This is a genomic window from Duganella sp. S19_KUP01_CR8, assembly GCF_036688705.1.
GTDB lineage: Bacteria > Pseudomonadota > Gammaproteobacteria > Burkholderiales > Burkholderiaceae_D > Rugamonas.
Genome location: NZ_JAQQPR010000031.1, coordinates 14,267 through 39,262 on the forward strand (window position 1 = coordinate 14,267; position 24,996 = coordinate 39,262).

General features: G+C 65.0%; 20 protein-coding genes. 2 read left to right on the plus strand and 18 right to left on the minus strand.

All coding sequences use genetic code 11. The features are described 5' to 3' along the window. The 3 genes from V6M89_RS25225 to V6M89_RS25235 are packed head-to-tail and all read right to left on the minus strand — an operon-like array spanning position 1 to position 2,116. Positions 1-873 carry a dioxygenase family protein gene (locus V6M89_RS25225; RefSeq protein WP_332855784.1) on the minus strand — a complete coding sequence of 291 codons (873 nt, stop codon included), beginning with the start codon at positions 871-873 and terminating at the stop codon, positions 1-3. Between the two features lie 13 nt (positions 874-886). Then, positions 887-1,576, minus strand: a complete 690-nt coding sequence (locus tag V6M89_RS25230) for a hypothetical protein (protein WP_332855785.1) — start codon at positions 1,574-1,576, stop codon at positions 887-889. 30 nt (positions 1,577-1,606) lie between these two features. After that, entirely contained in the window at positions 1,607-2,116 is a 510-nt protein-coding gene (locus tag V6M89_RS25235) for a Spy/CpxP family protein refolding chaperone (RefSeq protein ID WP_332855786.1), read from the minus strand. A 206-nt stretch (positions 2,117-2,322) separates the two neighbouring features. Here V6M89_RS25235 and V6M89_RS25240 point away from each other — a divergent pair, with 206 nt between their 5' ends. Together V6M89_RS25240 and V6M89_RS25245 are read left to right on the plus strand one after the other, a co-directional pair. Further along, positions 2,323-3,015: a response regulator transcription factor gene (locus V6M89_RS25240; protein ID WP_116990876.1), complete on the plus strand. Its 693-nt coding sequence runs from the start codon at positions 2,323-2,325 to the stop codon at positions 3,013-3,015. A gap of 3 nt (positions 3,016-3,018) precedes the next feature. Further along, complete coding sequence (locus tag V6M89_RS25245; protein ID WP_332855787.1) at positions 3,019-4,605, plus strand: HAMP domain-containing sensor histidine kinase; 1,587 nt, start codon at positions 3,019-3,021, stop codon at positions 4,603-4,605. A gap of 8 nt (positions 4,606-4,613) precedes the next feature. On the opposite strand, the gene dcd is transcribed toward V6M89_RS25245, so the two are convergent. From dcd to V6M89_RS25320, 15 genes are all read right to left on the minus strand, one after another. Further along, positions 4,614-5,180, minus strand: coding sequence for a dCTP deaminase (dcd, locus tag V6M89_RS25250; RefSeq protein ID WP_026334698.1), 567 nt, complete (start codon positions 5,178-5,180; stop codon positions 4,614-4,616). Positions 5,181-5,235: 55 nt separating this feature from the next. Further along, positions 5,236-6,069 carry an alpha/beta hydrolase gene (locus V6M89_RS25255; protein WP_332855788.1) on the minus strand — a complete coding sequence of 278 codons (834 nt, stop codon included), beginning with the start codon at positions 6,067-6,069 and terminating at the stop codon, positions 5,236-5,238. Between the two features lie 108 nt (positions 6,070-6,177). After that, positions 6,178-6,507 carry a hypothetical protein gene (locus tag V6M89_RS25260; protein ID WP_332855789.1) on the minus strand — a complete coding sequence of 110 codons (330 nt, stop codon included), beginning with the start codon at positions 6,505-6,507 and terminating at the stop codon, positions 6,178-6,180. Between the two features lie 33 nt (positions 6,508-6,540). Further along, positions 6,541-8,994: a DNA internalization-related competence protein ComEC/Rec2 gene (locus tag V6M89_RS25265; RefSeq protein ID WP_332855790.1), complete on the minus strand. Its 2,454-nt coding sequence runs from the start codon at positions 8,992-8,994 to the stop codon at positions 6,541-6,543. Positions 8,995-9,097: 103 nt separating this feature from the next. Beyond that, positions 9,098-10,843, minus strand: a complete 1,746-nt coding sequence (locus V6M89_RS25270; protein ID WP_332855791.1) for an ABC transporter ATP-binding protein — start codon at positions 10,841-10,843, stop codon at positions 9,098-9,100. Then, positions 10,840-11,802 carry a MauE/DoxX family redox-associated membrane protein gene (locus V6M89_RS25275; protein ID WP_332855792.1) on the minus strand — a complete coding sequence of 321 codons (963 nt, stop codon included), beginning with the start codon at positions 11,800-11,802 and terminating at the stop codon, positions 10,840-10,842. The genes V6M89_RS25270 and V6M89_RS25275 overlap by 4 nt, the downstream gene beginning before the upstream one ends. Before the next feature lie 5 nt (positions 11,803-11,807). Continuing rightward, positions 11,808-12,686 (minus strand): SDH family Clp fold serine proteinase, encoded by an 879-nt coding sequence (locus V6M89_RS25280; RefSeq protein WP_332855793.1) that lies wholly within the window; start codon positions 12,684-12,686, stop codon positions 11,808-11,810. Next, positions 12,671-13,681, minus strand: a complete 1,011-nt coding sequence (locus V6M89_RS25285; RefSeq protein WP_332855794.1) for an ATP-grasp domain-containing protein — start codon at positions 13,679-13,681, stop codon at positions 12,671-12,673. Before V6M89_RS25285 ends, V6M89_RS25280 begins: the two co-directional genes overlap by 16 nt. 72 nt (positions 13,682-13,753) lie before the next feature. After that, entirely contained in the window at positions 13,754-13,927 is a 174-nt protein-coding gene (locus V6M89_RS25290; RefSeq protein WP_332855795.1) for a hypothetical protein, read from the minus strand. A gap of 131 nt (positions 13,928-14,058) precedes the next feature. Next, the gene (locus V6M89_RS25295) at positions 14,059-14,865 is read right to left on the minus strand and encodes a CsgG/HfaB family protein (RefSeq protein WP_332855796.1); all 807 of its coding nucleotides are present in this window, start codon (positions 14,863-14,865) and stop codon (positions 14,059-14,061) included. A gap of 106 nt (positions 14,866-14,971) precedes the next feature. Continuing rightward, positions 14,972-15,769 (minus strand): TatD family hydrolase, encoded by a 798-nt coding sequence (locus V6M89_RS25300; RefSeq protein WP_332855797.1) that lies wholly within the window; start codon positions 15,767-15,769, stop codon positions 14,972-14,974. Positions 15,770-15,773: 4 nt separating this feature from the next. After that, positions 15,774-16,469, minus strand: coding sequence for a lipoprotein-releasing ABC transporter ATP-binding protein LolD (gene lolD / locus V6M89_RS25305; RefSeq protein ID WP_332855798.1), 696 nt, complete (start codon positions 16,467-16,469; stop codon positions 15,774-15,776). Continuing rightward, positions 16,462-17,727 carry a lipoprotein-releasing ABC transporter permease subunit gene (locus V6M89_RS25310; RefSeq protein WP_332855799.1) on the minus strand — a complete coding sequence of 422 codons (1,266 nt, stop codon included), beginning with the start codon at positions 17,725-17,727 and terminating at the stop codon, positions 16,462-16,464. Before V6M89_RS25310 ends, lolD begins: the two co-directional genes overlap by 8 nt. A 91-nt stretch (positions 17,728-17,818) precedes the next feature. Continuing rightward, positions 17,819-18,487, minus strand: a complete 669-nt coding sequence (locus V6M89_RS25315; protein ID WP_332855800.1) for a PEP-CTERM sorting domain-containing protein — start codon at positions 18,485-18,487, stop codon at positions 17,819-17,821. 48 nt (positions 18,488-18,535) lie between these two features. Continuing rightward, a complete protein-coding gene (locus V6M89_RS25320; protein ID WP_332855801.1) occupies positions 18,536-24,736 on the minus strand; it encodes an SdrD B-like domain-containing protein in 6,201 nt (2,066 codons plus the stop codon). Positions 24,737-24,996 lie beyond the last annotated feature (260 nt).

The window sequence follows — 24,996 nt, forward strand, 5'->3', positions numbered from 1 at the left end:
TCAGCCCGCCACGCCCACCGTCAGCGTCACCACGTAGCCGTCGGTGACGTTGCCGGTGACGGTGGCCATCTGCAGGGAATAGCCGTCGCTGAAGATGTTGTCGCTGGCGTAGCTGATCTGCGCCAGGTTGCGCACGCTGGTGCTGTAGCCGCTGGTGGCGTAGACCTCGTTGAGCGTCGCCATCGGGAAGGTGAACTGCGAGGTCTTGATGCGGTTGGCAGCGCTGCTGCTCTTGGCCAGCGTCGGATAGACCTCGAAGTGCACATGCGGCATGCGGCCCGAATAGCAGCCCGGGAAGATGGTCTGGAACGTCAGGTTGCCGCTGCTGTCGCTGGCCTGCACCCCGCGCAGGTAATTCTGGTCGGTGACGCCGTTCGAATACAGCGAGTAGTTGCCGTCGCGGTCGCAGTGCCACAGGTACACCGCGTAGCCGGACAGCACCGCGCAACTGCCGCTGGCGTTGACGATCTGCAGCTTGATGGTCAGCGGCACGCCGGCCGCCACGCCGGTCGGGCCGTTGAAGCTGCCGCGGATGTCGCTGCGCACCACGCCCGACTGCGTCAGCACGTTGACCACGCCGCTGTTGTTGCTGTTGGTGCCGTCGCCCGGATATGGACCGCCGGTTTCCTCGGGGATCACCGCGCACGAGCCGGCTGGCGTCGTGGTCGTGGTGGTGGTCGTCGTGGTCGTGGTGGTCGCCGCGCTGGTGGTGTCGCTGGCCGATGAGCCGCCTCCGCCGCAGCCCATGACCGGCAGCGCCGAAGCCCCGGCCAGCAGCCAGCGCAAGGTCTGGCGACGGTCGGTGGCCAGGTTCAGCATGGCGCTCAGGTCGGCCGCCAGGCTATGTTCGTGGGTGTCATCGTGGGTATGCATTTCTACTCCTTGTTTATACGGTGGTGTTGACCAGGTTGCCGCTGGTCCCGCTGTCGCCTACCTTGGTCGACAACGCTTGCAGGAAGGCCGCCAGCTTGGTGTTGGCGTCGGTGCTGGTGGTGCTGTCGGTGCTGGAGCTGGTGCCGCCGCTCAGCTTGTCGAGCAGGTTGGCGAAGCTGCTTTCCAGCTGGCTGACGGCGTCGCTGTCGTCGGTGCTGTCGGTGCTGCTGTCGGTGCTGCCCGAAGTCAGCTTGGAGAGCAGGCTTTGCAGATCCGCTTCCAGCTTGCCCGGGCCGCCAGGACCGCCGGGGCCACCGCCCTGCTGCACGTCGCCGTATGCGGGCGCATCGCTGCTGCTGGCGTTCTGCGCGTGCAGCGCACCCATCAGGCTTTGCAGGAAGCTGCCCAGCGCGTCGGCCACGGTGCCGCTGCTGTCCGTGCTGTCCGTGCTGTCGGCGCTGCTGGTGCTGCTGGTGGAGGTCGAAGTGCCGGTGCTGCTGGCATCGCTGGCGTCGGTGATGCCGATGGCTTTCAAGGCGTCGGCGATGGCCGAGGCGAAGCCGCCGCCTTCGGGCGGACGTGGCGGCGGCGCGCCGCGCGTGGCCTCGGCGCCATTGCTGGCGCTGCTGGCGTTGGCACTGCTCAAACGGCTCAAGAAGCTAAGCTGGCTGGTGTTGCTGGAACTCAGGGCGCTAATCGACATAAGGTTCTCCGTTCAGTGGTTGAGGGTGCATCAAGGACGCGGCATGCGGCGGGTTTGGCTTTCCGCCTGTTGCTTGCGCTGCTCGGCGGTCAGCACGGCCAGCAGCTTCTGTTCGGTACGCACATGCTGCAGCGCGATGTTGGCCATCGCCGTCGCGGCATCCCTGGCCAGCGCGGCGGCCTTGGCGTCGTCATACTGGTCGCCGCGGCCCATGGCGCGCAACGCTTCGTGAGCCTTGGCGGCGGCCTTGTCCTGGTCGCGCAGATACGGTTCCTGCGCATGCAGGATGGCGAACACCTTGTCTTCCTGCGCCTCGCTCAGCTCGATGCCGTGGACGAACGGCGGACGGCCGTGGTGGAAGCCCGGGCCGGGAGCACGGTCGCCGGCGCCATGCTCCGGGCCGTCGTGTTCGGCGCCCTGCTTCATCATCGGTGGGTGGCCGGCATCGTCGGCACGGGCGGCGCCGCCGGCGGCGAACAGCGGCAACCCAACGGCGGCAGCCAGCAAGATATTGTGTAAGCTGTTTTTTGGAGTTTTCATGCAGACAATCCTTGGTTGGTAGGGAGCAGCCATTCTCTGGCCGCCCCGTGTAAAGCGCGGTAAGCCCCGGGTAAATCGATGTAAAGATGGCTGTTTTGACACCCAATTGGCGTCGGGCAACGCGTTGTAAATCGGGGTAAAAGACCGCCGAATCGGCCTGCCGGGCTGTTATGATCGGCGCATCGACATAAAAAGAAACACGCGGCATGAAGAGCAAAGTACTGCTGATAGACGACGACATCGAACTGGTGGGCATGTTCAAGGAATACCTGGAACAGGAAGGTTTCGACGTCAAAATGGTGCACGACGGCGAAGCCGGCACCGCCGAAGCCTTCACCGGCCTGTATTCGATCGCCATCCTGGATGTGATGATGCCGCGCATGAACGGCCTGGAGACGCTGCGCCGCATCCGCACCAACAGCCAGCTGCCGATCCTGATGCTGACCGGGCGCGGCGACGACACCGACCGCATCGTCGGCCTGGAACTGGGCGCGGACGACTACGTGGCCAAGCCTTGCACCCCGCGCGAGCTGACCGCCCGCATCCGCGCCATCCTGCGCCGGGCGCAGAGCGCGCCGCTCGACAACGGTACGCCGGCCGCGCTGACCGTCGGCCAGCTGACCATGTGGCCGGAACAACGGCGCGCGGCCTGGGCCGGCGACAAGCTGGAACTGACCAGCACCGAATTCAACCTGCTCGAAGTGCTGGCCCGCAACGCCGGCCGCCCGGTCAGCAAGAACGCCTTGTCCGAACAGGGGCTGGGCCGGCCGCTGGCGCGCTTCGACCGCAATATCGACGTCCACCTGAGCAGTTTGCGCCACAAGCTCGGCACCATCGCCGACGGCCGCTCCTGCCTGCAAACCGTGTACCGCCTGGGCTATCAGCTGATCAAGGAGTAGCCTGTGGGCCGTCTGTTCTGGAAGTTTTTCGTCTGCATCTTGCTGGCCCAGCTGACCGCCACGGTCGGCATCGGCGGCGCCGTCTGGCTCAAGAACCGCGACCAGCAGGCCAACCTGGCCAACGACCTGGACACCAGCCCGCCGGCCGAGATGGCGATCAGCTCGGCCGCCGCCACGCTGGAATTCGGCGGCGTCAAGGCGCTGCGGCGTTTGTTGGAGGGGATGGAACGGCACAAGGTGTTCGCGGTCGACGAACAGGGCCATGAACTGCTGGGCCGCACCATCAGCGCCTCGATGCTGCGCGAATCGCACAGCTTGCTCAAGCAGGAAGGCAAGCGCCGCGTGGTGCGCCAGGGCGCCGACCTGGACGGGAAACGATATATATTATTTATTCCATCGCGCGGACTGGGTCTTGACCGTCCGCTGATGGCCGGCCTGGGCAGCACCCAGATGGCGCTGCAAGGCGGAGCGGCGCCACGCGGCGGCCAGCCTGACCGCGCCGGTCCAGGTCCCGGCCCGGGCTCAACCCAAGGCCCCGGTCCGGCTCCCGGCTCCGCCCAAGGTCCGGGCCCGGGCCCCGGCTTCGATCCGGGCCGCGCCAGCGCTCCTCCCGACGCGCCGCCGGGCAACGACCGTGGCTACGGCGGTCCGGGCGGCCCCGGCGACATGCGCGGCCCGCGCTTCCAGCCGTTGACCTTGTGGGTGCCGATCGCCGCCGCCACGCTGGCCAGCCTGTTGTTCTCGATGCTGCTGGCCTGGTATTTTTCACGGCCGATCCGCGCGCTGCGGCTGGCCTTCGACGCCGCCGCCGGCGGCGACCTGGCGCCGCGCTTCGGCGCGACCGGCAAAGGCAAACGCAACTCCGAACTCAACGACCTCGGCCGCGACTTCGACCGCATGACGGCGCGCCTGCGCAGCCTGATCGACGGCCAGACCCGCCTGCTGCACGACGTCTCGCACGAACTGCGTTCGCCGCTGGCGCGCTTGCAGGCGGCGATCGGCCTGGCGCACCAGCAGCCGGAAAAACTGGCGGCCTCGCTGGAGCGCATCGAACGCGAGAGCGTGCGCATGGATAAGCTGGTGGGGGAATTACTGACGCTGGCGCGCCTGGAAGCAGGCGCCATCAAGGCCAGCCAGGAAGAAATCAGCATGGCCGAACTGCTGGAGCAAATCGCCGACGACGCCAACTACGAAGCGTCGAGCCAGCAGCGCAGCGTGGTGCAGCAGGGCGAAGCCGATGTGCTGGTCGCCGGCCAGGCCGACCTGCTGGGCCGCGCCATCGAGAACGTGGTGCGCAACGCCATCAAGCACAGCCCCGAGGGCGGCGTGGTGCAGTTGCAAACCCACACCCTGCCCGACGCCCGCAGCCTGAGCATCCGCGTGCTCGACCGCGGACCGGGCGTGGCGCCGGCCGACCTGGACACCATCTTCCAGCCCTTCTTCCGCTCCAGCAGCGCCAGCACCGAAGGCCACGGCCTCGGGCTGGCGATCGCCCAGCACGTGATCGAAGCCTACGGCGGCAGCATCAAGGCCAGCAACCGGCCGGGTGGCGGCCTGTGCGTGGAAATGATACTGCCGGTGAAAAGTTGAACTAGCTCTTAAGCTTTCGGCAGCGTCACGCCGTGCTGGCCCTGATACTTGCCGTTGCGGTCCTTGTACGACACGTCGCACACTTCATCGCTCTCGAAGAACAGCACCTGCGCGCAGCCTTCGTGCGCATAGATCTTGGCCGGCAGCGGCGTGGTGTTGGAAAACTCCAGCGTCACATAACCTTCCCATTCCGGCTCGAACGGCGTCACGTTGACGATGATGCCGCAACGCGCATAGGTCGACTTGCCCAGGCAGACCGTCAGCACGCTGCGTGGAATGCGGAAGTATTCCATGGTGCGCGCCAGCGCGAACGAGTTCGGCGGGATGATGCAGACATCGCTCTTGATATCAACGAAGGAGTTCGAATCGAAGTTCTTCGGATCGACGATGGTGCTGTTGATGTTGGTGAAGACCTTGAATTCATCGGCGCAACGGATGTCGTAGCCGTAGGACGAAGTACCGTAGGAGATGACCTTGCGGCCGTCTTCCTGGCGTACCTGATCCGGGAAGAACGGCTCGATCATCCCATGCTGCTCCGCCATACGGCGTATCCATTTATCGCTTTTAATCGTCATCGCAAGGCATTCCTAAAGTTCAGGGGCGGCGCAACAGCGCCGAATGCCCAAGATTTTACGCGAAAGCCTGCTTTTTAAGAACTTTTTTACCAGATTCGCTCAACAGCGCGGCGATCATCTCGCGGGTCGCCTGCGCCGCCAGCGCCGGCGACTCCATCGGGAACAGGTGGCCGCCCGGCACGATGCGGAAATGCTTGCCCACCAGCGCCTGGGTATGGCCGAGGCCGGACTGGCTGGTTTCCCAGGAATCGGTGCCGCCGATGAAGCCGATCGGCGCCGGGAAGCGGCCCCGCACCAGCTTGGGCAGATGGTGCGGCAGGCTGGCGTAGATCGTGGTTTCCACTTCGCGGGTAAAGCGCAGCTGCACGCCTTCCGGATGCGGCTTCAAGCCGCTTTCCATGTAGTCGGCCAGCACGCCCGGGGCCCAGGCCGCGAACAGGTCCTTGCCGGCGAAGTGCTGGTAGGCTGCCTGCGCGTCCGGCCACACGTTGCGGCGGCGGATGGAGAATTTTGCCGGCGGCACGCGGTTGGCGTTGCCGCTCATTTTGATCAGGCGCCAGAACCAGGCGCGCCATCCGGCCACCACCGGCGCGTCAAGCATGACGACGCAGCGCACCAGGTCCGGGCGGGCATGGGCCACCATCAGGCTGAGCATGCCGCCCAGCGAATGGCCGACCAGGATCACCGGTTCGTCGTAGCGTTTGGTGAGTTCGTTGATGTATTCGTCGACCAGGTCCGGCCAGCCGTCGCTGACCGGGTAGCGCGCGCTGTGGCCGTGCATGTCGAGCGCCTGGATATCGAAATCGTCGGCCAGCAGCTCGAAGTACTGGCGGTACACGCCCGCCGGGTAACTGTTGGCGTGGGCAAAATGCAGCTTGGGCTTGTTCACAAGCGGTCTCCGTATGATTGTTTTCGAGCCATTGTAATGGCACGCACCGGCTCCGGCTTGGGGGAAAGGCTCTAATTTGGGGGGCGATGGCGATGTTCGGAATGGAAATTAAAAATATTCGTGCAGCAATATTCCAAAAGAAACTAAAAAACCCAAGGAAAACAGCATCAAGACTACAAACCGTTGTCTGAAATAGCTTCTTAATTTTGCCAAATCAGCATCACAGACCTGCGATCGTCGCTTAAAAAGGTCGTAGTAGATGGCTACTTCAAACTTGGTCAAACCGCTATCGTCGCTACCGCCGCGACTGTACTCATCCATTCTTCCATCTGCGTCGGCAACCTGCCTGCAGTAGTCTAAAAAATTCGCCTGCAATCTCACCCCGGCTATCAGCAGGTATAGCAAGCAGCACAAACAAAAAATTATCAATAGCAGCATAGGCATCTTGGCAATTGTACGTTGATAAGTAACTTAGCGCTCGTACCAGTAGCGCGCATGCACCTGGCGCCAGGCGCTGATCGCGATGGTATCGCCAAAATCCAGCGTCAGCGCGCCTGACTGGTCGGTGCGCAGGCGTTCGATGTGCAGCTGGCCATAGCGCTCGTAGACTTCCGGCTTGGGATGATGATAGCGGTTGCGATAGCCGACCTGGAACAGCGCGGTCTGCGGGTGCACAGCCTGCAGAAACGCTGGCGTGGACGAGGTGCCGCTGCCGTGATGCGGCGCCAGCAGCACGTCGGCCTGCAAATTGGCGCGGTCGCGTTGCACCAGCGCGGCCTCCTGCGCGGCTTCGATGTCGGCGGCCAACAGCATCGACCGGCCGCCGGCCGTGATCTTCAATGTGCAGCCGCGCGCATTGGGCTTGAGCGTGGCGTCGGCGTAGCTGGCCGACAGCGGATGCAGCAGCTCGAAGCGCACGCCGTCCCATTCCCAGCGCTGGCCCGCCGCGCAGTGCAGGTGCTGGCGCGCGGCCCTGGCGATGGGATGCGGCGCCGGCAACGACGACAGCACCCAATCCACCCGCACTCCTTCCAGTACCGACAAGGCGCCGCCGGAGTGGTCGGCGTCGCTGTGGGTGACGATCATGCCGTCCAACGCGGCGATGCCGCGCGCCTTCAGGTACGGCAGGATCACGCGGTTGCCGGCATTCGAACTGGGCGAGTACGCGGGACCGCTGTCGTACAGCAGGCGATGCCCGCTGGTCTCGATCAACAGCGCCATGCCCTGCCCGACGTCGAATGCGGTGATGGTCATGTGGCCTGGCGATGGATGCGATGGCTCGGCGGCCAGCAACGGTATCCAGCTCGCCAGGCCCAGCCAGCGCACCGGCCAGCCGCGCGGAGCCAGCAGCCAGATGGTGCCGGCCATCGCCCAGCAAAACAACCAGAACGGCGGCGTCGGCGCAGTCCATACGGCGTAGCGCAAACCGCTGAACCATTGCAGACCGGCGGCCAGCCATTCCACCAGCAGATGCGCAAGGCCGAGCACCGGCGCCGCCAGCAGCGCGGGCAGCATGCAGCCGACCAGCGCGAGCGGCGTGACCACAAGGCTGATCAAGGGGATCGCCACCGCGTTCGCCAACGGGCTGACCACCGAGACTTGGGCGAACAACAGCATCGTGAGCGGCACCAGGCCAAACGTGACCGCGTACTGCGTGTGGGCGCCGATGCGCAGCGCCTGCCATAGCTGCTCGCGGCGCGATGGCCGAGGCGCGTCATTGCCGCGCGGCGCAGGACGTGGCGTGGTGCGGCCGCCGGTGGCATACAGGATGATGGCGACCGCGTCGAATGACAGCCAGAAGCCCGGCCACAATACCGCCCAGGGATCAATCAGCACCACCACGCCAAGTGCGCTGCACAGCACATGCGACACGCTGGCGATACGGTTCATCCACAGCGCGGCGGCAACCACCATCAGCATGTACAAGGTGCGCTGCGCCGGCACGCCGAATCCGGCCAGCAGGACATAAAACAGCGCCACCGTCGCGCCGACCAGCGCCGCCACTTTTTGCGCAGGAAGCAGCAAGGGCAACTGCGCGCGCGTGAAGAAGGAGTGGCGCCACAGATTGAAGGCGGCCAGCGCGAACAGCCCCGCCACCATGGTGATGTGCAATCCCGAGATGGAAATGAGGTGGCCGATGCCGGTCCGGTTGAAGACATTCCAGTCCAATTGATCGATGCCGCGCTGGTCGCCCACCACCAGTGCGACGATTACACCGGCATACGGCTTGCCCGGCAGCGCGGCCAGTATGCGCGCGCGCAGCAACGCACGCGCGTGCTCGACCACGTTGCCGACGCTGAAGACAAAGCTGTCCAGCCGTCGGTTGCCCGGCGCCGGCCGTACATAACCCGTCGCGCGCAGGCCTTGTTCCAGCAGCCACGCTTCGTAGTCGAATCCATAAGGGTTGGCATTGCCGTGAGGCCGTTGCAGGCGCACCGTCAGCTGCCAGCGCTCGCCCGGCTGCACGTCGCCGATTTCATTGACCTGGTCGCGAAAGCCGGCATACCAGGCCAGCGAGACATGCGGCGGAACGGCATCCTGCGCGCGACCCAGCACGCGCTCCACCGCGAAATTGAAGCGCACGCCCTGATCGAAGCGGTACGGCAGATTGTCGATGGTGCCGATCAAGGTGAGGTCGCGGCCTTCATCGGCGGCCACAAGCTGCGGCGCCAGAACGCGATGAGCCATCCACGCAGCCCAGAAGAATCCGATCGCGCCGCCGGCCAGCAAAGACGCTGCACAGCGCAATGCAGCGTTTGCACGCGCGCCGAAGCGCGCCATCCGCCGCCGAAGGCAGACCCGCCACGACAGCATCCACACGGCCAGCAGCAAGCCCGCCGCCAAGCCGGCCGACGCGGACGGCAGAGCCGCTTGCGTTTGCAAGCAGGCCGCCCCTGTGGCGAAACCGATCGTCACCGCCCTCATTGCCTTGTCCGGCCCAGCGGCCGCTCCTCAAGTATCGCAACAGTCCGATACTACGCAGAACCGCCGCCAAGGCACGGCTGACCTTATCGTAGATTGATACAGATCATCCTGTGCGATACGCCGACAACTGGTTCTGCATCAGGTGGAAGTACAAACCGCCGCGCTGCTGGATCAACTCCGCGTGCGCGCCCTGCTGCACGATGGCGCCCTGCTCCAGCACCAGCGCGCGGTCGGCCTTGACGATGGTCGAATAGCGGTGGGCGATGACGATGGTGGTGCGCCCTTCCATCAGCTTGTCCAGCGCCTGCTGCACTTGCAGCTCGCTGGCGGAATCGAGCGCGCTGGTGGCTTCGTCGAGGATCAGGATCTTCGGATTGCGCAGCAAGGCGCGGGCGATCGCGATGCGCTGCTTCTGCCCGCCGGACAGCTGCACGCCGCGCTCGCCGACCACGGTGTCGTAACCGTGCGGGAAGCCGTCGATAAAATCATGCGCATTGGCCAGCCGGGCGGCATCGGCCACTTCCGCCCGCGTCACCTCCCGGTCCGGCACCGCGAAGGCGATGTTCTCGAAAATGCTCCCCGAGAACAGCGACGGCTCCTGCTCGACGATGGCGATATGCGCGCGCACACCGGCGACGTCAAGCTGCTCGTACGGCAGCCCGTCGAAGGCGATGGACCCGCTGCGTGGCTGGTAGAAACCCAGCATCAAACTGGCGATGGTGGACTTGCCCGCCCCTGACGCTCCCACCAGCGCGACGTTTTCGCCGGCCGTGATCGTGAAACTGACGCCATCGAGCGCGAGTTTTTCCGGCCGCTCCGGATAGACAAAGCTGACGTCGCGGAACGACAGATCGCCGCGCAGCGCCACAGCGCCGCTGGGTTGGGCGTCGGACGATGCTTCGCTGTCGATAATCTCGAACACCCGCTCCGTGGCGCCGATGGTGCGCATCCAGTCGCTCCAGAAATCGCTGACCGCGCCGGACGAACTGGTGACCATGCCGGCATAGATCACAAAGCTGGTCAGTTCCCCCGCCGACAACCTGCCCTGCCCGATCAGCTTCGCGCCCAGCCACAAGGTCGCCAGCAGCGCCAGGTACATGGCGAACGACGACACGCCGCGAAACGACGCCAGCAAGCGCGTGTTGCCTATCGCCGCCGTCAGCGCATGCGCGGTGGCGTCGGCGTACCTGGCGCCGGCGGCGCGCTGCTGGTTGAACGCATGTACCAGCCGGATGTTGGTGAAGTATTCGTGCGCCACGCTGCCGCAATCGGCCTGGCGTTGCTGAATCTCGCGCGAACGCCGGCGCACGTGCTTGCCCAGCCAGTCCCCCATATACAGCGTCAACGGCACGTAGACCAGCAGGATCAGGCTCAATACCGGAGAGATCGACAACAGCATGACGACGCAGCCGGCCAGCACGCACAACGAGCGCAGCGAAATGGCCAGCCCCATGGTCAGCGTGTCGTGCAGGATTTCGACGTCGGCCGACAAGCGGCTGGTCAACTCGCCGACGTTGTGCTTGTCGTAGAAGCCGACCGGCTGCCGTATCAACGCGCCATACAGCAGGCGGCGGATGCGCGTGACGATCATATGCCCGGTCGATTCGAACAGGTAGTAGCGCATCGTGGTCGCCACCGCTTGCAACGCCAGCACGGCCGTCACCGTCGCGGCGAAGGGGCCGAACCAGCTGCCGTCGTTCTTCAATCCGATATGGTCGATGAAGTACGACAGCGCCCTTGGATAGCTCAATTCCACCAGCACCGTCACGGTCATGAACAGCAGCCCCATGGCCAGGCGCGGCGCAAACACGCGCAGCAGCGCTAGCCGTTGCAGGTGTGGATTGCTCATGCGGCAGCCACTTCGTCCATCTGCGCGTTCAGGCTTAACCAGTCGTCGTCGCCGATCAGGCCTGCCGCCTGCAAAGCGCCGGAGGCATCGATGAACAGGTAGTACGGTGCAAACATCATCGGATTCAGGCGCGCGTAGCGGCGCGCGCTGACCACCACCGTGACGCGGCGCAGCTCGTCGGGCAGGAAGCGTCGCAGCCGCCACGCCGGTTCGGCGCTGACCAGATGGATTTTCAGGCCGGCCGCCGTCGCCGGCGCCAATAGCCGCGCGATCTCCGGCAGCTTGCCGCGGCAGCTCGGGCAACGGCTGGAGAGGAACAACAGCGCCACCGCCTGCTCGACGCCGGGCAGCATCACCGGCGCGCCGTCACTGAGCATCTTGCCCATCACCGCTGCCACTGCCTCGCCTACCGGCAGCGGCTGCGCGGCACGCGCGTTGCGGAAGCGGACGATCACCTCATGCAGCCGGACCAGGCCCGCAGCCAGCAACAGCGCGACGGCGGCCGCCAGCGTCCATTGCACCGGCGTCCAACGCACCGCAGCCGCCGGCCAGTACAGCCAGCCGGCGATGGCGCCGATCAGCAGCGCATTGCGCAGCAAATCGTAGGCCGACAATGGCCGGTCCGCCTCGCCGAAACAGCTGCAACGCACGCTGTCCGCCGTGACGTATTTGTAGCCGACAAAGGCGGTAAAGGCCATCAATAACGCCAGCGCGGCCGGCATGGCGAAGGCCCTCGCCTGCATATCGCCCAGCAGCATGAAGGCCAGCGCCGCTTCGGCCGATATCACGACCGGCGTCAGGACCGCGCCGGCCCCGGCGCTCACTCCCATCGACTCGGTCAGGTTGGCGCGAAAGCGCGCCGCCGAGCGCAGCTTGCCGACCACGGCCAGCAAGAACACCCAGCCGACCAGCAGCCGCACCAGCACCGCCGCGGCGGCCGTCACAGTCATCGCTGTCATCACCGTCACACTACGCCGGACCAGCGTGGCAGCAAGCCGTCCGCTTGCCGGTAGCGTACCATCACGCCGTCGCGCGTGGCCAGCAAGGCCTCCTGCACCGGCGCCTCGACTGAAGTCCGCGCGCCGCCGCCGATATGGGCTTGCAGCAGCAGCGAAATCGCCCAGGCCAGATCCTCGACCTTGGGTTCGCGCCGCACTTGCAGGCCGAGCGACGCCAGTTCCTCGCCGGTGATGGCGTAATGGTGCGAATGGTAAGCGGACATCAGGTGCTCGACGATCTTGCCGCGCGCATCGGCATCGCGCTGCGGCAGCTGATACCGCAGCAGCTCCTCGCCGATCTGGCGCAGCTCCAGCGTGGTGCGGTAGAACGCCGTCAGCGTGGGCGGGAACACGCTGGCGCTCAGCAGCGACAACGCGTCCGCGCGCGCCTGCCCGGCATCCGCGCCGAACCAGGCCGCGCACATGTCGCCGAACTGCCGGATGTCCTGCGACGACACGGCGCTTGATTCGCCGCCCTCGGCGTCGCCCTGCAGATGCGGATCGATGGGCGAGAAAATCGCCAGCTCGCCGGCGATGATCTCGTCGGCGGCCAAGGTCAACAGCGTGGCCGACGACTGGCAGTAATACGGCACGATGAAATTCAGGCGCTGCGTGTACTCGCGCAGCAGCAGCGCGATGCGGCGCGCGGCGTTGACCATGCCGCCGCGGCATTGCAGCACCACGTCCAGCCGTTCGCCACGGCCGATGGCGCGCAGTTGCTGGTATAGCGCGGGCAGCATTTCCATATCCAGCTGCGCGGCCGCCATCACCAGCACCCGGCCGCCGCGCAGCGCTTCGAGCTGTTTGATTTTTTCCGGCAGATGCTCGTTCAGTGCGTGCGGCATGCGGCCTCCTGCAACAGCTGGTCGGCCAGCGTTTCAAGCAGATTGAATTCGGGGATCAGCTGTTCGATGAACAGGAACTGTCCTGCGGGGTTATTTTCAAGGAAGACGTATTCATTGTCCGGCGTGACGATCAGGTCCAGCGCGCTATAGTTCAGGCCATAGCTGGCCACCAGCTCCAGGCAGCGCCGCTCGATCTGCGGCGGCAGCAGCGTCGGCGCGTAGCGGATAGTCGCCGACATGTCGCGGCAATCGACCGCCGTGCGGCTGTCGTCCTGGCTGTCTATCCGGGCGGCGAACACGCGGCGGCCGATCACCGTCACGCGCAGCTCGTACTGCTTGGCGACGTATTGCTGGAACTGGCAAGGCAACTCGGCCACCGCGTCGATGGCCCCCATCATCTCGTCGTCGATCAGTGTGGTGGTCAGGCCTTCGGCCACGCAATCGGCGGCGGCCACTTCTTCCGCCGCCAGCGTCGGCGTCGACATGGCTTTGAAGATCATCTGTCCCGGCAGCTGCGCGCGGAACTGCCGCACCTGCGCGGCCGAATTGGTGAGCAGCGTGGCGGGAATGCGAAAGCCCAGCCGCTGCGCGCGTTGCAGCTGCTCGCCCTTCCACATGGCGCCGCGCATCGCCTGCGGATGGCTGACCCAATAACAGTCCAGGCCATACAACAGGCCAAACAGCGCCTGCTCGCTTTCCATTTTGGCGTAGGCCAGTTCCTGCGGGCCGAGGTCTGCGCTGCGGTAGGCGAAGTCGGCCGACTTGCGGGCCCAGACCGCGCCGACCTCGGCCACGGCAATGCTGGCGCCCGACGGCAGATGGCGGATTTCGCCGTGGCAGCCGTGCGGCTGGAAGGCGTGGATCAATTCGTAATCGCGGGGGAAGGTGTCGAGGTCGATGCGGAACCAGACGCCGCCTTTGGCGGCCAGGATGGGGGTGAGCAAATCTGCGTGGAGGTCGCCGCTGTGGGTGACGATCAGGACTTTTTTGGTCATGGCGTAGGTTGTCAGCGGGACGGATGGCCGACCCGGCGGATGCCGGATGCAGCCATCGCCGCAATCAGATGCTTAGCACCAGATGCCGTTGTCTCGCCCACCGTTTTTCCCGGCACGGGCGTCAGGACCCGAGCAACCGGCCAGCGCCACGCCTTCGCGGGCTTTCCATTGCGGGTCGGCCTTGGCTACGACTTTCTTCTCAGCCAGCTTGAATGCGAACAGCTTAGTCTCATTTTGCTTTTTCATTTTTAAGAACCTTTTTAGATAGTTAAAGTTCAAACGATGACCACGGATAGTGGTGCAAGAACGATATCATTGCTGATAATTCATGTCAATAAAGCTATCATGACAATAGTTTCACATTGCCGGCAGTGTGTTTATTTCACCGAAACGTCGGTGGCTTTGACCGCGACGTGCTCGGTGATGTTCTTGGCGGCGATGGTCTCGGCCAGGAAGGAGGTCGACTTGACCAGCAGGTCGCGCGCCACTTCTTCCAGCGGCGAGCCGCTGATGCTGGCGTGGCTGCCGCCCAGGCCGACACCGCCGCCCCAACCCAGCGCCGATACGCCGAAGCCGTTCTTTTCGTTATTCGCCTGGAAGGTCTTGGAGGCGATGATCTTGGCGCGCTTGACGTCCACCACGCGGATGTCCATATTCATGTGGACCTTGGATTTCTTGAAGTCGACCGAGCCGGCCAGCAGGCCCAGCGGGCCTTTGAGGAAGCCCAGGCCGCCCAGGCCGGTGGAGCTTTGCTCGAAGCCGAGCGAGGTGATCGACCCGGTGATCATGAAGTCGGCCGCTTCGGCTTCGACCTTCTTGCCGATCAGCGCCAGTTCCTTGTTGATCTCGTCCATCTCGGCGCGTTCCTGCACGTCGAAGCAACCGGTCTGGGTCAGCGCGGTGGCCAGCATTTCGGTCATGCCGGTGCCGACGCCGGTGTAGCTGGGCTGCGCGACATCGCCGCGGCGCTCCCACCAGCGGTACTGGCGTGGGTCCTGCTGGCCCGCGCCCGACGAACAATCGGCCGACTTGCACTTGAATTCGGTGAACACGACCTTGGCGGCCGGACGGGCGCACTTCGGTACGTCGATCTCGCGCTCGGACACCTGGCTGGAATCGGCGAAACTGGCAACAGGGACCAACACCAGCGCTGCAAGGCAAGTACTACGGACGATGTTTTTCATTACAAGACTTTCAGATAGATTGTGCAAATATTAAGATTTTAGATTATGCACTATTGACTGAGCGTCAAATCTATCCAAATCTAACCGTGCGCGCCTGACGCTCGGGCTAACCCCAGGCCGGCATGCGCGGCAGCGCGGCGCGCGCATTGGCGCTGGTGGCGTCGGCCACTTCTTGCAGGGGGATGTTGCGCAGCTCGGCCAGCACGGCGCCGATGCGGGGGATTTGGTCGGGACTGTTGCGGCCGGGGTGTATCCAGCTGGGGGAAATGTCGGGCGCATCGGTTTCCAGCACGATGGATGCCAGCGGCAGTTCGGCCGCCATGCGGCGGATTTGCAACGCGCGGGTAAAGGTCATGGCGCCGCCGAAGCCCAGCTTGAAGCCCAGCTCGATATAACCCTGCGCCTGCTGGAAGCTGCCGTTGAACGCATGGGCGATGCCGCCGGCGGGACGGATCTGGCGCGCGTGCTTGAGCACCACGTCCTGCGAGCGGCGCACGTGCATCAGCACCGGCAGCTCGAAATCGCGGGCGATCTTGAGCTGCTCGCGGAAGAAGAAGATCTGCTTCTCGCGCATCGCCGGCTCGGTCAGCATGGGAATGAAAAAATCCAGGCCGATCTCGCCGAGCGCGACGAAGCGCGGGTCGGCCATGGCGGCGGCGACCTGCTCGCGCAGCACGCGCAGGTCGTCCTCGTCGGCGTTTGGAACGTAGATCGGATGGATGCCCAGCGCGTAGCAGGCGTTGTCCACGCTGGCGGCCAGCTGGGCCACCACCGGGAAGTTGGCCGTCTCCACCGCCGGGATAACGATCATCGACACGCCCTGCTCCCGCGCCAGCGCCGCCTGCGCGGCCGACTCGCCGCCGAATTCGTGGGCGTCGAGGTGGCAGTGGGTGTCGATCCACATGGCGTCAGTCCTGGTAAGGGTGCAGGCCTTCGTCGGTCAGGCGCAGCACGCGGTCGCAGCGGCGCGCCAGCTCGATATCGTGGGTGACGATGATGAAGGCCGTGCCCAGGGTGCGCGACAGTTCCAGCATCAAATCGAAGATCTGCTGCGCGGTGGCGTGATCGAGGTTGCCGGTCGGCTCGTCGGCCAGCACGCAGGCCGGCTGCGTGACCAGCGCGCGCGCCAACGCCACGCGCTGACGCTCGCCGCCCGACAACTCGCCCGGCACGTGCGTGACGCGCTTGGCAAGGTTGACGCGGGTGAGGATCTGCTGCGCCACGCTGCTCGCTTCGCTGCGCTTGACGCGGCGTATCATCAGCGGCATCGCCACGTTGTCCAGCGCGCTGAACTCCGGCAGCAGGTGGTGGAACTGGTAGACAAAGCCCAGCGAGCTGTTGCGCAGGTCGCCGCGCGCGGTCTCGCTCAGGCTGGCGAAGTCCTTGCCCAGCAGGGTGACGCTGCCCTTGGTCGGCGTATCGAGGCCGCCCAGCAGGTGCAGCAGGGTCGATTTGCCGGAGCCGGAGGCGCCGACGATGGCCACGCGTTCGCCGCGCCGCACGTCGATGTCGATGCCGTTCAGCACCTGCACCGAGTAGGCGCCTTGCGTGAAGGTTTTGCCCAGGCTGCGGCAGGACAGGACCACAGGTTCCAGCTTACTCATAGCGCAGCGCCTCCGCAGGTTTCACACGGGCGGCCCACCAGCTTGGATACAGCGTCGCCACGAAGGCCAGCACCACGGCCACGCCGCCGATCTTGAACACGTCCGGCCAACGCAGGTCGGACGGCACGCTGCTGATGTAGTAGATATCCTTCGACAAGAACTGCACTCCCAATAGATGTTCGATAAACGGCACGATGACGTCGATGTTGAGCGCCACCAGCACGCCCAGGCCGACGCCGATCGCGGTGCCGAGGATGCCGACCAGAGCGCCCTGGATCATGAAGATCTTCATGATCGAACGCGGCGAGGCGCCCAGCGTGCGCAGGATGGCGATGTCGGCCTGTTTCTCGGTGACGGTCATCACCAGCGTCGACACCAGGTTGAAGGCGGCCACGGCGATGATCAGGGTCAGGATGATGAACATCATGCGCTTCTCGGTCTGTACCGCGGCGAACCAGTTGGCGTTCAGCTTGGACCAGTCGCGCATGATCAGGTCGCCCGACATGCTGGCCTTCAGGTCCTGCGCCACTTGCGGCGCGCGGTGCATGTCCGACAGGCGCAGGCGCAGGCCGGCCGGCGCGTCCATGCGCAGCAGTTTTTCGGCGTCGGTCAGGTGGACGAAGGCCAGCGCCGAGTCGAACTCGTTGTGGCCCGCTTCGAAGATGCCGACCACGGTGAACGAGCGCAGGCGCGGCAGCACGCCGGCCGGTGTCGGCTGGCCCTGGGCCAGCGCCAGCGTGACCTTCTCGCCGAGGTTGACGCGCAGCGCGCGCGCCAGCTCGATGCCCAGCACGATGTTGTAGCTGCCCGGTTGCAGCGCGTTGAAGCTGCCACGTTTGGTCTGTTTGGCGACGTCGGAGACGTTGGGTTCCTGCTCCGGCAGCACGCCGCGGATGATGGCTGGACGCAGCACGTCGTCGCGCACCAGCATGCCCTGCGTTTCGGCGAACGGCGCGGCGCCGATCACTTCCGGGTTCTTGCGCGCTTCGGCGGCGGCGGCGTGCCAGTCCGGCATCGAGCCACGGGCGTCGAAGATTTCGACGTGGGCCAGCACCGACAGCATGCGGTCGGTCACTTCTTTCTGGAAACCGTTCATCACGGACAGCACGACGATCAGCGCCGCCACGCCCAGGCCGATGCCGGCCATGGAGATGAGCGAGATAAAGGAGATAAAACTATTGCGCCCGCTGCGCTTGCCGGCCCGCGTGTAACGCAGGCCGACCAGCCATTCAAAGGGCAGGTTTTGGATAAGACTCATGGGCTCCAAAGGGAATCAACATTGGTGAGCCCGCAGTGTGCCATATAAATAGGATTCCATGGGTGAAACACCGCACCCTGCCCCCCACAAATCAGGCGAAGGTTTCGCTCTTGCCCGATTTACGGCGGCTGACCAGACCCAACAGGCCCAGGCCGACGGCCATCATGGCCCAGCTGTCGGCTTCCGGCACGGCCGAAACACCCAGCAGCGTTTGCGAGCCGGTGGCGGTGTATTCGGTGTAAGCGTAGCTACCGCCATGGCCGGCGTAGCCCAGCGCATCGCTCAGCATGCCGTGCGCAATGCCGGCGACCAGGTCGTTGTTCGCCAGTTCACCGCCGGTGGTCGGCAGGATCAGCGAGCCAGTGCCGAAGTTTTTGTCGTCCAATACTTCCCACAGTGCCAGCTGGAAGGCGGCGGCATTGTTGGCGTTGTAGACGCCGTTGTTCAGCACCTTGTTGTACGAGGTTTCATACAGGCCGATGATGGCGCTGGCCGGCACGATGCCGGCGCCGCCGTAGTTGACGTGGAAATTGGCTGGCGTGGTCGGGTCGATGCAGAATGCCAGGGTGTTGACGTCACCGCTCAGGGTCCAAGGGCTGATGGTGGTGGCCGGGCCGTTGTCGTAGAAGGATGCGTCAAAGTTCAGGAACTCGAGCGCGGATTTTTCCGACACGGTAATGGCGGCATGGCTGACGCTGGAAAATGCCAGGGCGGCGGCAACGGCGGCGGCTTTGACTGCGGTGTTGAATTTGATGGTCATGTTGAATTCTCTTTTTTAAAAGTTGTTTTAAAAGTTGTTTTAAAAATCTTAACCGTGCAATACAGGGCACTGGCCCACCAGCGTTGCCGCCGGCTCGGCGCCGATCAGGTCGGCGATGGTCGGTGCGACCACGCCGGCAGCCGCCGCGTCTTCCCTGGCGACGTCGAAATAAACGTCGGTCATGTCGGCCGTTTTGCCGTCGCTCATGACAACACTGCTGCGCTCCAGGTGCAGGTTGTTGTTGGCGTCGACGAACGGCAGTTCGGTGTAGGCCACCTTCAGGCTGGCCACGCCGGCGTCCTTCAACGACATCAGCTCGCCCGCATCGGTCTTGCCGTCGCTGTTCTTGTCCTGCCAGACCAGCAGGCTGGCGAACTGACCATCCTTGGCATCGACCACGCCGTCGTGGTTGCTGTCATAGGTTGCCAGCTTGGCGAAGCCCGAGCCCTTGCTGGCGCCGCCGAACAGCTCGTTGATGCTGTCGATCTTGCCGTTGCCGTTGCCGTCGATGGCCAGGAAGCCGTCGCTGCCCGACAGCCAGCCGGACTGGATCGCCTTGCCGGTGCCCAGCAGGTCGAAGCTGCCCTGCATCGCGCCGCGGGCGATGGTGTGGATGCCGTCGCCGTTCAGGTCGATCGCGATCGGCGTGATGGTGGCATCCCAGCTCATGTCGTTCTTGCCCGAGGTCAGCGAGATGGTGTCGGTATGGGTGACGTTGGTGTACGCCTTGCCGTCGCCGACCACGTCCGAATCGATGGCGTCGTTGGTGCCGGTGTTCTTCACGCCCCACTTCCAGTTGCTCATGTTGTAGGTGGCGTTGTCCGACGAGAAGTGCACGCTGACGTTGGTCTTGTCGAACACCAGGTAGTAGTTGCCCGGGGTCAGGTCGCTGAACTTGTAGTTGCCGCTCGCGTCGGTCTTGATCGTCGTGCCCAACTGCTTGTTGGTGGCGGCGTCGTACAGCGCCACGCTGATGCCGCCGATGCCTTCCTCGCCGCTGTCCTGGATGCCGTTGTGGTTGGCGTCGCGCCACACCTTGTCGCCGATGCTGGCCTTGCGATAGATGCCGGCATCTTCGGTGGTGATGTTCTGGCCGGCCGCCACCGTGATGGCGCCGGTGCTGCCGGTGTTGCCGTTGACGCTGGTGATGTCGGAATCGTTGACGTCGGTGCCCATGCCGGACTTGGTGAAGTACCAGCCGCTGCTGTTGGTGACTTCGACCTTGTACGAACCGGCGGCGAGGCCGTTGAACAGGTACTGGCCGCCGTCATGGGTGACGGTGGTGCCCTTGAGCACGCCGGCGGTGTCGTACAGCTTGACGGTGACGCCGTCGACGCCCTTCTCGCCGCTGTCCTTGACGCCGTTGTAGTTGACGTCTTCCCAGACGGTGTCGCCGATGCTGGCGGCCTTGACCAGGCCGGCGTCGCGGGTGGTGTCCTTCACGCCGGAAGCCAGCGAGAACTGCGCGGTCAGGCCGCTGCTGTCGGCGTCCGAATCGGCGCCGGTGTTGCTGCCCTGGTTGGCCTTGGTGAAGATATAGCCTTCGGGCGCGCTGAACTTGACCGAGTACTTGCCGGGACCGACGTCGGTGAACGAGTACAGGCCACTGGCGTCCGTGGTGTCGGTGGCGATGGCCACGCCTTTTTCGTTGAGCAGCGTGACCACGACATTCTTGGCGACCGCCTCGCCCGACTGCTGGATGCCGTCGCCGTTGGTGTCGTACCAGACCTTGTCGCCGATCGAGCCCTTCTGATACAGGCCGGCGTCCATATTGGTGGCGTGCTGGCCGGCGGTCACGGTGATCGAACCGAGGTTGCCGCTGGCGTCGGCATCGCTGTCGACGTTGCCGTCGCTGCCCACGTCCTTGGCGGTGATCAGGAAGCCGCTCGGCGCCTTGATGTCGACCGAGTAGGTGCCCGCCGCTACCGAGAACTTGTAGTTGCCGTTGCTGTCGGTGGTGGTGGTCTTGACGATGTTGCCGTCGGCGTCGCGCAGGTTGACGGTCACGCCGGACTTGCCGCTGTCGCTGCCGTCGTCCTGCAGGCCGTTGCCGTTCTTGTCGATCCAGACCTTGTCGCCGATGGTGGCGGCTGCCAGCACGCCGGCGTCCACGCTCTTGTCGACCTGGCCCGAAGTGACGGTGACGGCGTGCGACAGGCCGCTGGCGTCGACGTCGGAATCGACGCCGTCGTTGCTGCCCTGGTTGGCCTTGGTGAAGACCATGCCTTCCGGCAGCGTCGCCTTGTCGAACTGCACGGTGTAGGTGCCCGGCTTGAGGCCGGTGAACATGTAATTGCCGTCGCAATCGGTGGTGACGGCCTTGCCGACCTGGTTGCCGTCGGCGTCGACCAGGATCACCTTGACATCGGACACGCCGCATTCGCCGCTGTCCTGGATGCCGTTCTTGTTGCTGTCCAGCCAAACGCGGTCGCCGATCGAGGCAGCCTTGTACAGGCCGGCATCGATGGTGTTGTTGACTTCGCCGGCGGCCAGTTTGACGACATTGCTGACGCCGTTGCTGGCGAAATCGCTGTCCTTGGCATCGTCGCTGCCCACGTCCTTGCCGGTGAAGCTAAAGCCCGACGGCGCCGTGACCGACACCGTGTAGCTGCCCGGATCGGCGGTGAAGGTGTAGTGGCCGGCGGCGTCGGTGGTGGTGGTGGCCACCAGTTTGCCGGTGGCGTCCTTCAACTGCACGGTGACGCCGCAGATGCCGGCTTCGCCGCTGTCCTGCACGCCGTTGCCGTTCTTGTCTTCCCAGACGGTGTCGCCCAGCTTGGCTGGCGCCGCGACGATGCCGGCGTCCAGGTCGCTGTTGACGGCGCCCGAGGTCAGCACCACTTGCGCGGTCTTGCCGGTCGTGATGTTGGCGTCGGAATCCTTGGCGTCGTTGGCGCCCTGGTCGACCGCGGTGAAGCTGTAGTTGGCCGGCAGCGTACCCTTGTCGAACTGCACGCTGTAAGTGCCCGGCTTCAGGTTGGTGAAGCTGTAGTTGCCGTTGGCGTCGGTGGTCGCGGTGGTGCCGGTCGGATTGCCGGCCTGGTCCAGCAGGATGACCTTGACGCCGGCCACGCCGGTTTCGCCGGTGTCCTGCACGCCGTTCTTGTTGACGTCGTACCAGACGCGGTCGCCCAGGGTCGCGCCCTTGTAGAAGCCGGCGTCGATGTCGTTGTTGGTCTGGCCCGGCGCCACGGTGATCAGGTCGCCCTGGCCGGCGGCGTCGACATCGCTGTCCAGCGCGCCGTTGCCGCCGGCGTGTTCGCCGGTGGCGGTCATGCCGGTCGGTGCGGTGACCGAGATCGCGTACTTGCCGGCATCCACGGTGAAGCTGTACTTGCCGTCTGCGCCGGTGCTGGTGGTTTGGACGATGTTGCCCTGCTCGTCCTTCAGATCGACCTTGACGCCGACGATGCCGGCTTCGCCCGCATCCTGCACGCCGTTGCCGTTCTTGTCTTCCCACACGCGGTCGCCGATGGTGGCCTGCAAGGCCGAGACGCCCGCATCCAGGTCATGGTTGACCGCGCCTGAGGTCAGCGTAACTTGCTGGGTCTGGCCGGTGGCGAGGTCGGCGTCGGAATCGACGGCGCCGTTGCTGCCCGTGTGGGCGCTGCTGAACACATAGCCGGTACCCAGCGTGGTCTTGTCGAACTGCACGCTGTAGGTGCCTGGCTTCAGGCTGTTGAACAGGTAGTGGCCGTCGACGTCGGTGGTGGCGGTGGCCACGGCGGCGCCGGAGGCATCCAGCAGCGTGACCTTGACGCCGGAACGGCCGGTTTCATTGTTGTCCTGCACGCCGTTGCGGTTGGCGTCGTTCCAGACGGTGTCGCCCAGTTCGGCGAGCTTGTACAGGCCTGCATCGACCGTGGTATTGCTCTGGCCGGCCGTCAACGTGACGTTGCCACTCTGGCCGGCGGCGTTGATGTCGCTGTCGGTGGCGCTGTTGCCGCCCAGGCCGCTCGCGCTGCTGACGTAGCCGGCAGGCGCGGTGACGGCGATCGAGTAGGTGCCCGGATCGACGGTGAAGCTGTACTGGCCGCCGTCATGGGTGACGGTGCTGTTGACCACGTTGCCCAGGCTGTCCTTCAGGTCGACCTTGACGCCGTCGATGCCGCTTTCGCCGCTGTCCTGCACGCCGTTGCCGTTGCTGTCTTCCCACACGCGGTCGCCCAGCGTGGCTTGCTGCACGGTCAGGCCGGCGCGCAAGGTCAGGTTGTCGCCCGAGGCCAGCGTGACTTGTGCGGTCTTGCCGGTGCCGGTGTCGGCGTCGGAACCCGCGCCGCCTGGGCCGCCCTGCGCGGCGGAGGTGAAGTTGTAGCCGGCCGGCAGAGTGGTTTTATCGAACTGCACGCTGTAGACGCCAGGCGCCAGGTCGTTGAACTGGTAGTGGCCGTTGGCGTCGGTGACGGCGGAGGCGCCCGCCACCGGGTTGCCGCTGGCGTCCAGCAGGGTGACCTTGACGCCGGCCGCGCCGACTTCGCCGTTGTTCAGGCGGCCGTCGCGGTTGGCGTCGATCCACACGACTTCGCTCAGCGAGGCCGGGCGGTAGATGCCGGCGTCGACGTCCAGATTGACTTCGCCCGCGCCTACCGTGACGCTGGCATTGCCGTCGCTGCCGACATCGCTGTCCAGCGCGCCGTTGCCGCCCTTGCCGGCGGCGGTGAATACGTAGCCCGCAGGCGGCGCCACCGACACGGTGTACGTGCCGGGGTCGACGGTGAAGCTGTACTGGCCGCCGTCATGGGTGGTGACCGAGCTGACCACGTGGCCGCCGGTGTCCTTGAGCGTGACGACCGCGCCGTCCACGCCCTGCTCGCCCGCATCCTGCACGCCGTTGCCGTTGCCGTCTTCCCACACGCGGTCGCCCACGGTGGCTTGCTTGACGACGACGCCTGCGTCGAGGTGCTGGTAGCTGTCGCCGGAAGCCAGCGTCACTTGCGCGGTCTGGCCGGTGCCGACGTCGGCGTCGGAGTCGGTGGTGGCATTGCCGCCCTGGGCCTGGGTGGTGAACTGGTAGCCGGCCGGCAAGGTGGTCTTGTCGAACTGCACGCTGTAGCTGCCAGGTTGCAGGCCGCTGAACTGGTAGTGGCCGCTGGCGTCGGTGGTGACGGTGGCGCCGGTCGGTTGGCCGGCCGCGTCCAGCAGCGTGACCTTGACGCCGGCAACGCCCGCTTCGCCGTTGTTCTGCACGCCGTCGCGGTTGGTGTCGTACCAGACCGTGTCGCCCAGCGAGGCCAGGCGCACCAGGCCGGCATCGGCCTTGTTGTTGGTCTCGCCCGGCGCCAGCGTGATCGCGCCGGTATTGCCGCTGGCGTCGATATCGCTGTCGACGGCGTCGCCGCCCTGGCCCTTGACGGTGGCCGCATAGCCGGCCGGCGCCTGCACCGACACCGAGTAGGTGCCGGGATTGACGTCGAAGTGGTATTTGCCGCTGGCGTCGGTGGTGGTGGTCGAGACCACGTGGCCGTCCGTGTCTTTCAGCTGCACGGTGACGTTGGACAGGCCGGCTTCGCCGCCGTCCTGCACGCCGTTGCCGTTCGTGTCTTCCCAGACGAAGTCGCCCAGGTGCGCCATCGGCACTTTGAAGGTCAGGTAGTTGGGGGTGACGCTGGTGTCGGCGGCGCCGCAGCCGACCATGCCACCGGCGTCGCGCACCTTGAAACCGATGTCGAAGCTGCCGGCGGCCGTCTGGCTGGGCTCGAACGACAGATGGCCGGCGGCGATGTCGGCGGCCGAGATTTCGGTGTTGACGGCCACGGCGACGCCGTTGAGCATCAGCTTGCCGGCGGTCGGCAGCGAGGTGATGATGACGGACTGGAAGGCATCGTGTTCGACCTTGTCGACGAAGCCGAAGTCGGCCTGGGCCAGCGCGACCGGCGCGCCGTTGGTCAGTGCAAATACCTTGTCGGCGCCGGTCGGCGCGTCGTTGACGGGATCAACCACCACTTGCAGGCTCAGCGTAATACGCGGACCGTCGCCGTCCTGGACGATGAATTCGATGGTCGCGAACTGGCCGTTGTAGTCCGGCTTCCAGTCGCCCGGGTGCACATAGACGGTGTCGGCGTCGACGCGTCCGAACAATGGCGTATTGACGCTCGACGTGGTGCCGTCCGGCAGCTTCACCACCATGGTGCTGATGTTCAGGCCGGCGGTCGTGGTGACGCCTGCGGCAGCCAGTACATCGCGCACATCGAAGGTCTTATTGGTGTCCTCGCAGACGTGAACCGTGGTATTGACCGAAATAGTACTCATTTCGACACCTCTACCGTCACACCGCTGTATTTGAACTGAATCATTGTTATAGGCCTTCAAAAAGTCGTTTTGGAGTGGATTACTGACCGGCGCGGCTGCTGACGGGGGTGAGGTCAAAGGCGGCTGGGAAAAGCGGGAAAACTGACATCACCGGGCTGAAGTGATGCTGGTAATACATGTAAGTTGTCGCAATTATAGCAAAACTTTTCCTATGATAATTGTTATTTTTTACTTTTGTGATTCTTTGCGACACATTTAAA

Excerpts from the sequence above, each read along its gene's own strand:
- V6M89_RS25225 (WP_332855784.1), bottom strand. The coding sequence starts at position 873 with ATGCATACCCACGATGACACCCACGAACATAGCCTGGCGGCCGACCTG.
- V6M89_RS25230 (WP_332855785.1), bottom strand. The coding sequence starts at position 1,576 with ATGTCGATTAGCGCCCTGAGTTCCAGCAACACCAGCCAGCTTAGCTTC.
- V6M89_RS25235 (WP_332855786.1), bottom strand. The coding sequence starts at position 2,116 with ATGAAAACTCCAAAAAACAGCTTACACAATATCTTGCTGGCTGCCGCC.
- V6M89_RS25240 (WP_116990876.1), top strand. The coding sequence starts at position 2,323 with ATGAAGAGCAAAGTACTGCTGATAGACGACGACATCGAACTGGTGGGC.
- dcd (WP_026334698.1), bottom strand. The coding sequence starts at position 5,180 with ATGACGATTAAAAGCGATAAATGGATACGCCGTATGGCGGAGCAGCAT.
- V6M89_RS25260 (WP_332855789.1), bottom strand. The coding sequence starts at position 6,507 with ATGCTGCTATTGATAATTTTTTGTTTGTGCTGCTTGCTATACCTGCTG.
- V6M89_RS25265 (WP_332855790.1), bottom strand. The coding sequence starts at position 8,994 with ATGAGGGCGGTGACGATCGGTTTCGCCACAGGGGCGGCCTGCTTGCAA.
- V6M89_RS25270 (WP_332855791.1), bottom strand. The coding sequence starts at position 10,843 with ATGAGCAATCCACACCTGCAACGGCTAGCGCTGCTGCGCGTGTTTGCG.
- V6M89_RS25275 (WP_332855792.1), bottom strand. The coding sequence starts at position 11,802 with ATGACAGCGATGACTGTGACGGCCGCCGCGGCGGTGCTGGTGCGGCTG.
- V6M89_RS25280 (WP_332855793.1), bottom strand. The coding sequence starts at position 12,686 with ATGCCGCACGCACTGAACGAGCATCTGCCGGAAAAAATCAAACAGCTC.
- V6M89_RS25285 (WP_332855794.1), bottom strand. The coding sequence starts at position 13,681 with ATGACCAAAAAAGTCCTGATCGTCACCCACAGCGGCGACCTCCACGCA.
- V6M89_RS25290 (WP_332855795.1), bottom strand. The coding sequence starts at position 13,927 with ATGAAAAAGCAAAATGAGACTAAGCTGTTCGCATTCAAGCTGGCTGAG.
- V6M89_RS25295 (WP_332855796.1), bottom strand. The coding sequence starts at position 14,865 with ATGAAAAACATCGTCCGTAGTACTTGCCTTGCAGCGCTGGTGTTGGTC.
- V6M89_RS25300 (WP_332855797.1), bottom strand. The coding sequence starts at position 15,769 with ATGTGGATCGACACCCACTGCCACCTCGACGCCCACGAATTCGGCGGC.
- lolD (WP_332855798.1), bottom strand. The coding sequence starts at position 16,469 with ATGAGTAAGCTGGAACCTGTGGTCCTGTCCTGCCGCAGCCTGGGCAAA.
- V6M89_RS25310 (WP_332855799.1), bottom strand. The coding sequence starts at position 17,727 with ATGAGTCTTATCCAAAACCTGCCCTTTGAATGGCTGGTCGGCCTGCGT.
- V6M89_RS25315 (WP_332855800.1), bottom strand. The coding sequence starts at position 18,487 with ATGACCATCAAATTCAACACCGCAGTCAAAGCCGCCGCCGTTGCCGCC.
- V6M89_RS25320 (WP_332855801.1), bottom strand. The coding sequence starts at position 24,736 with ATGAGTACTATTTCGGTCAATACCACGGTTCACGTCTGCGAGGACACC.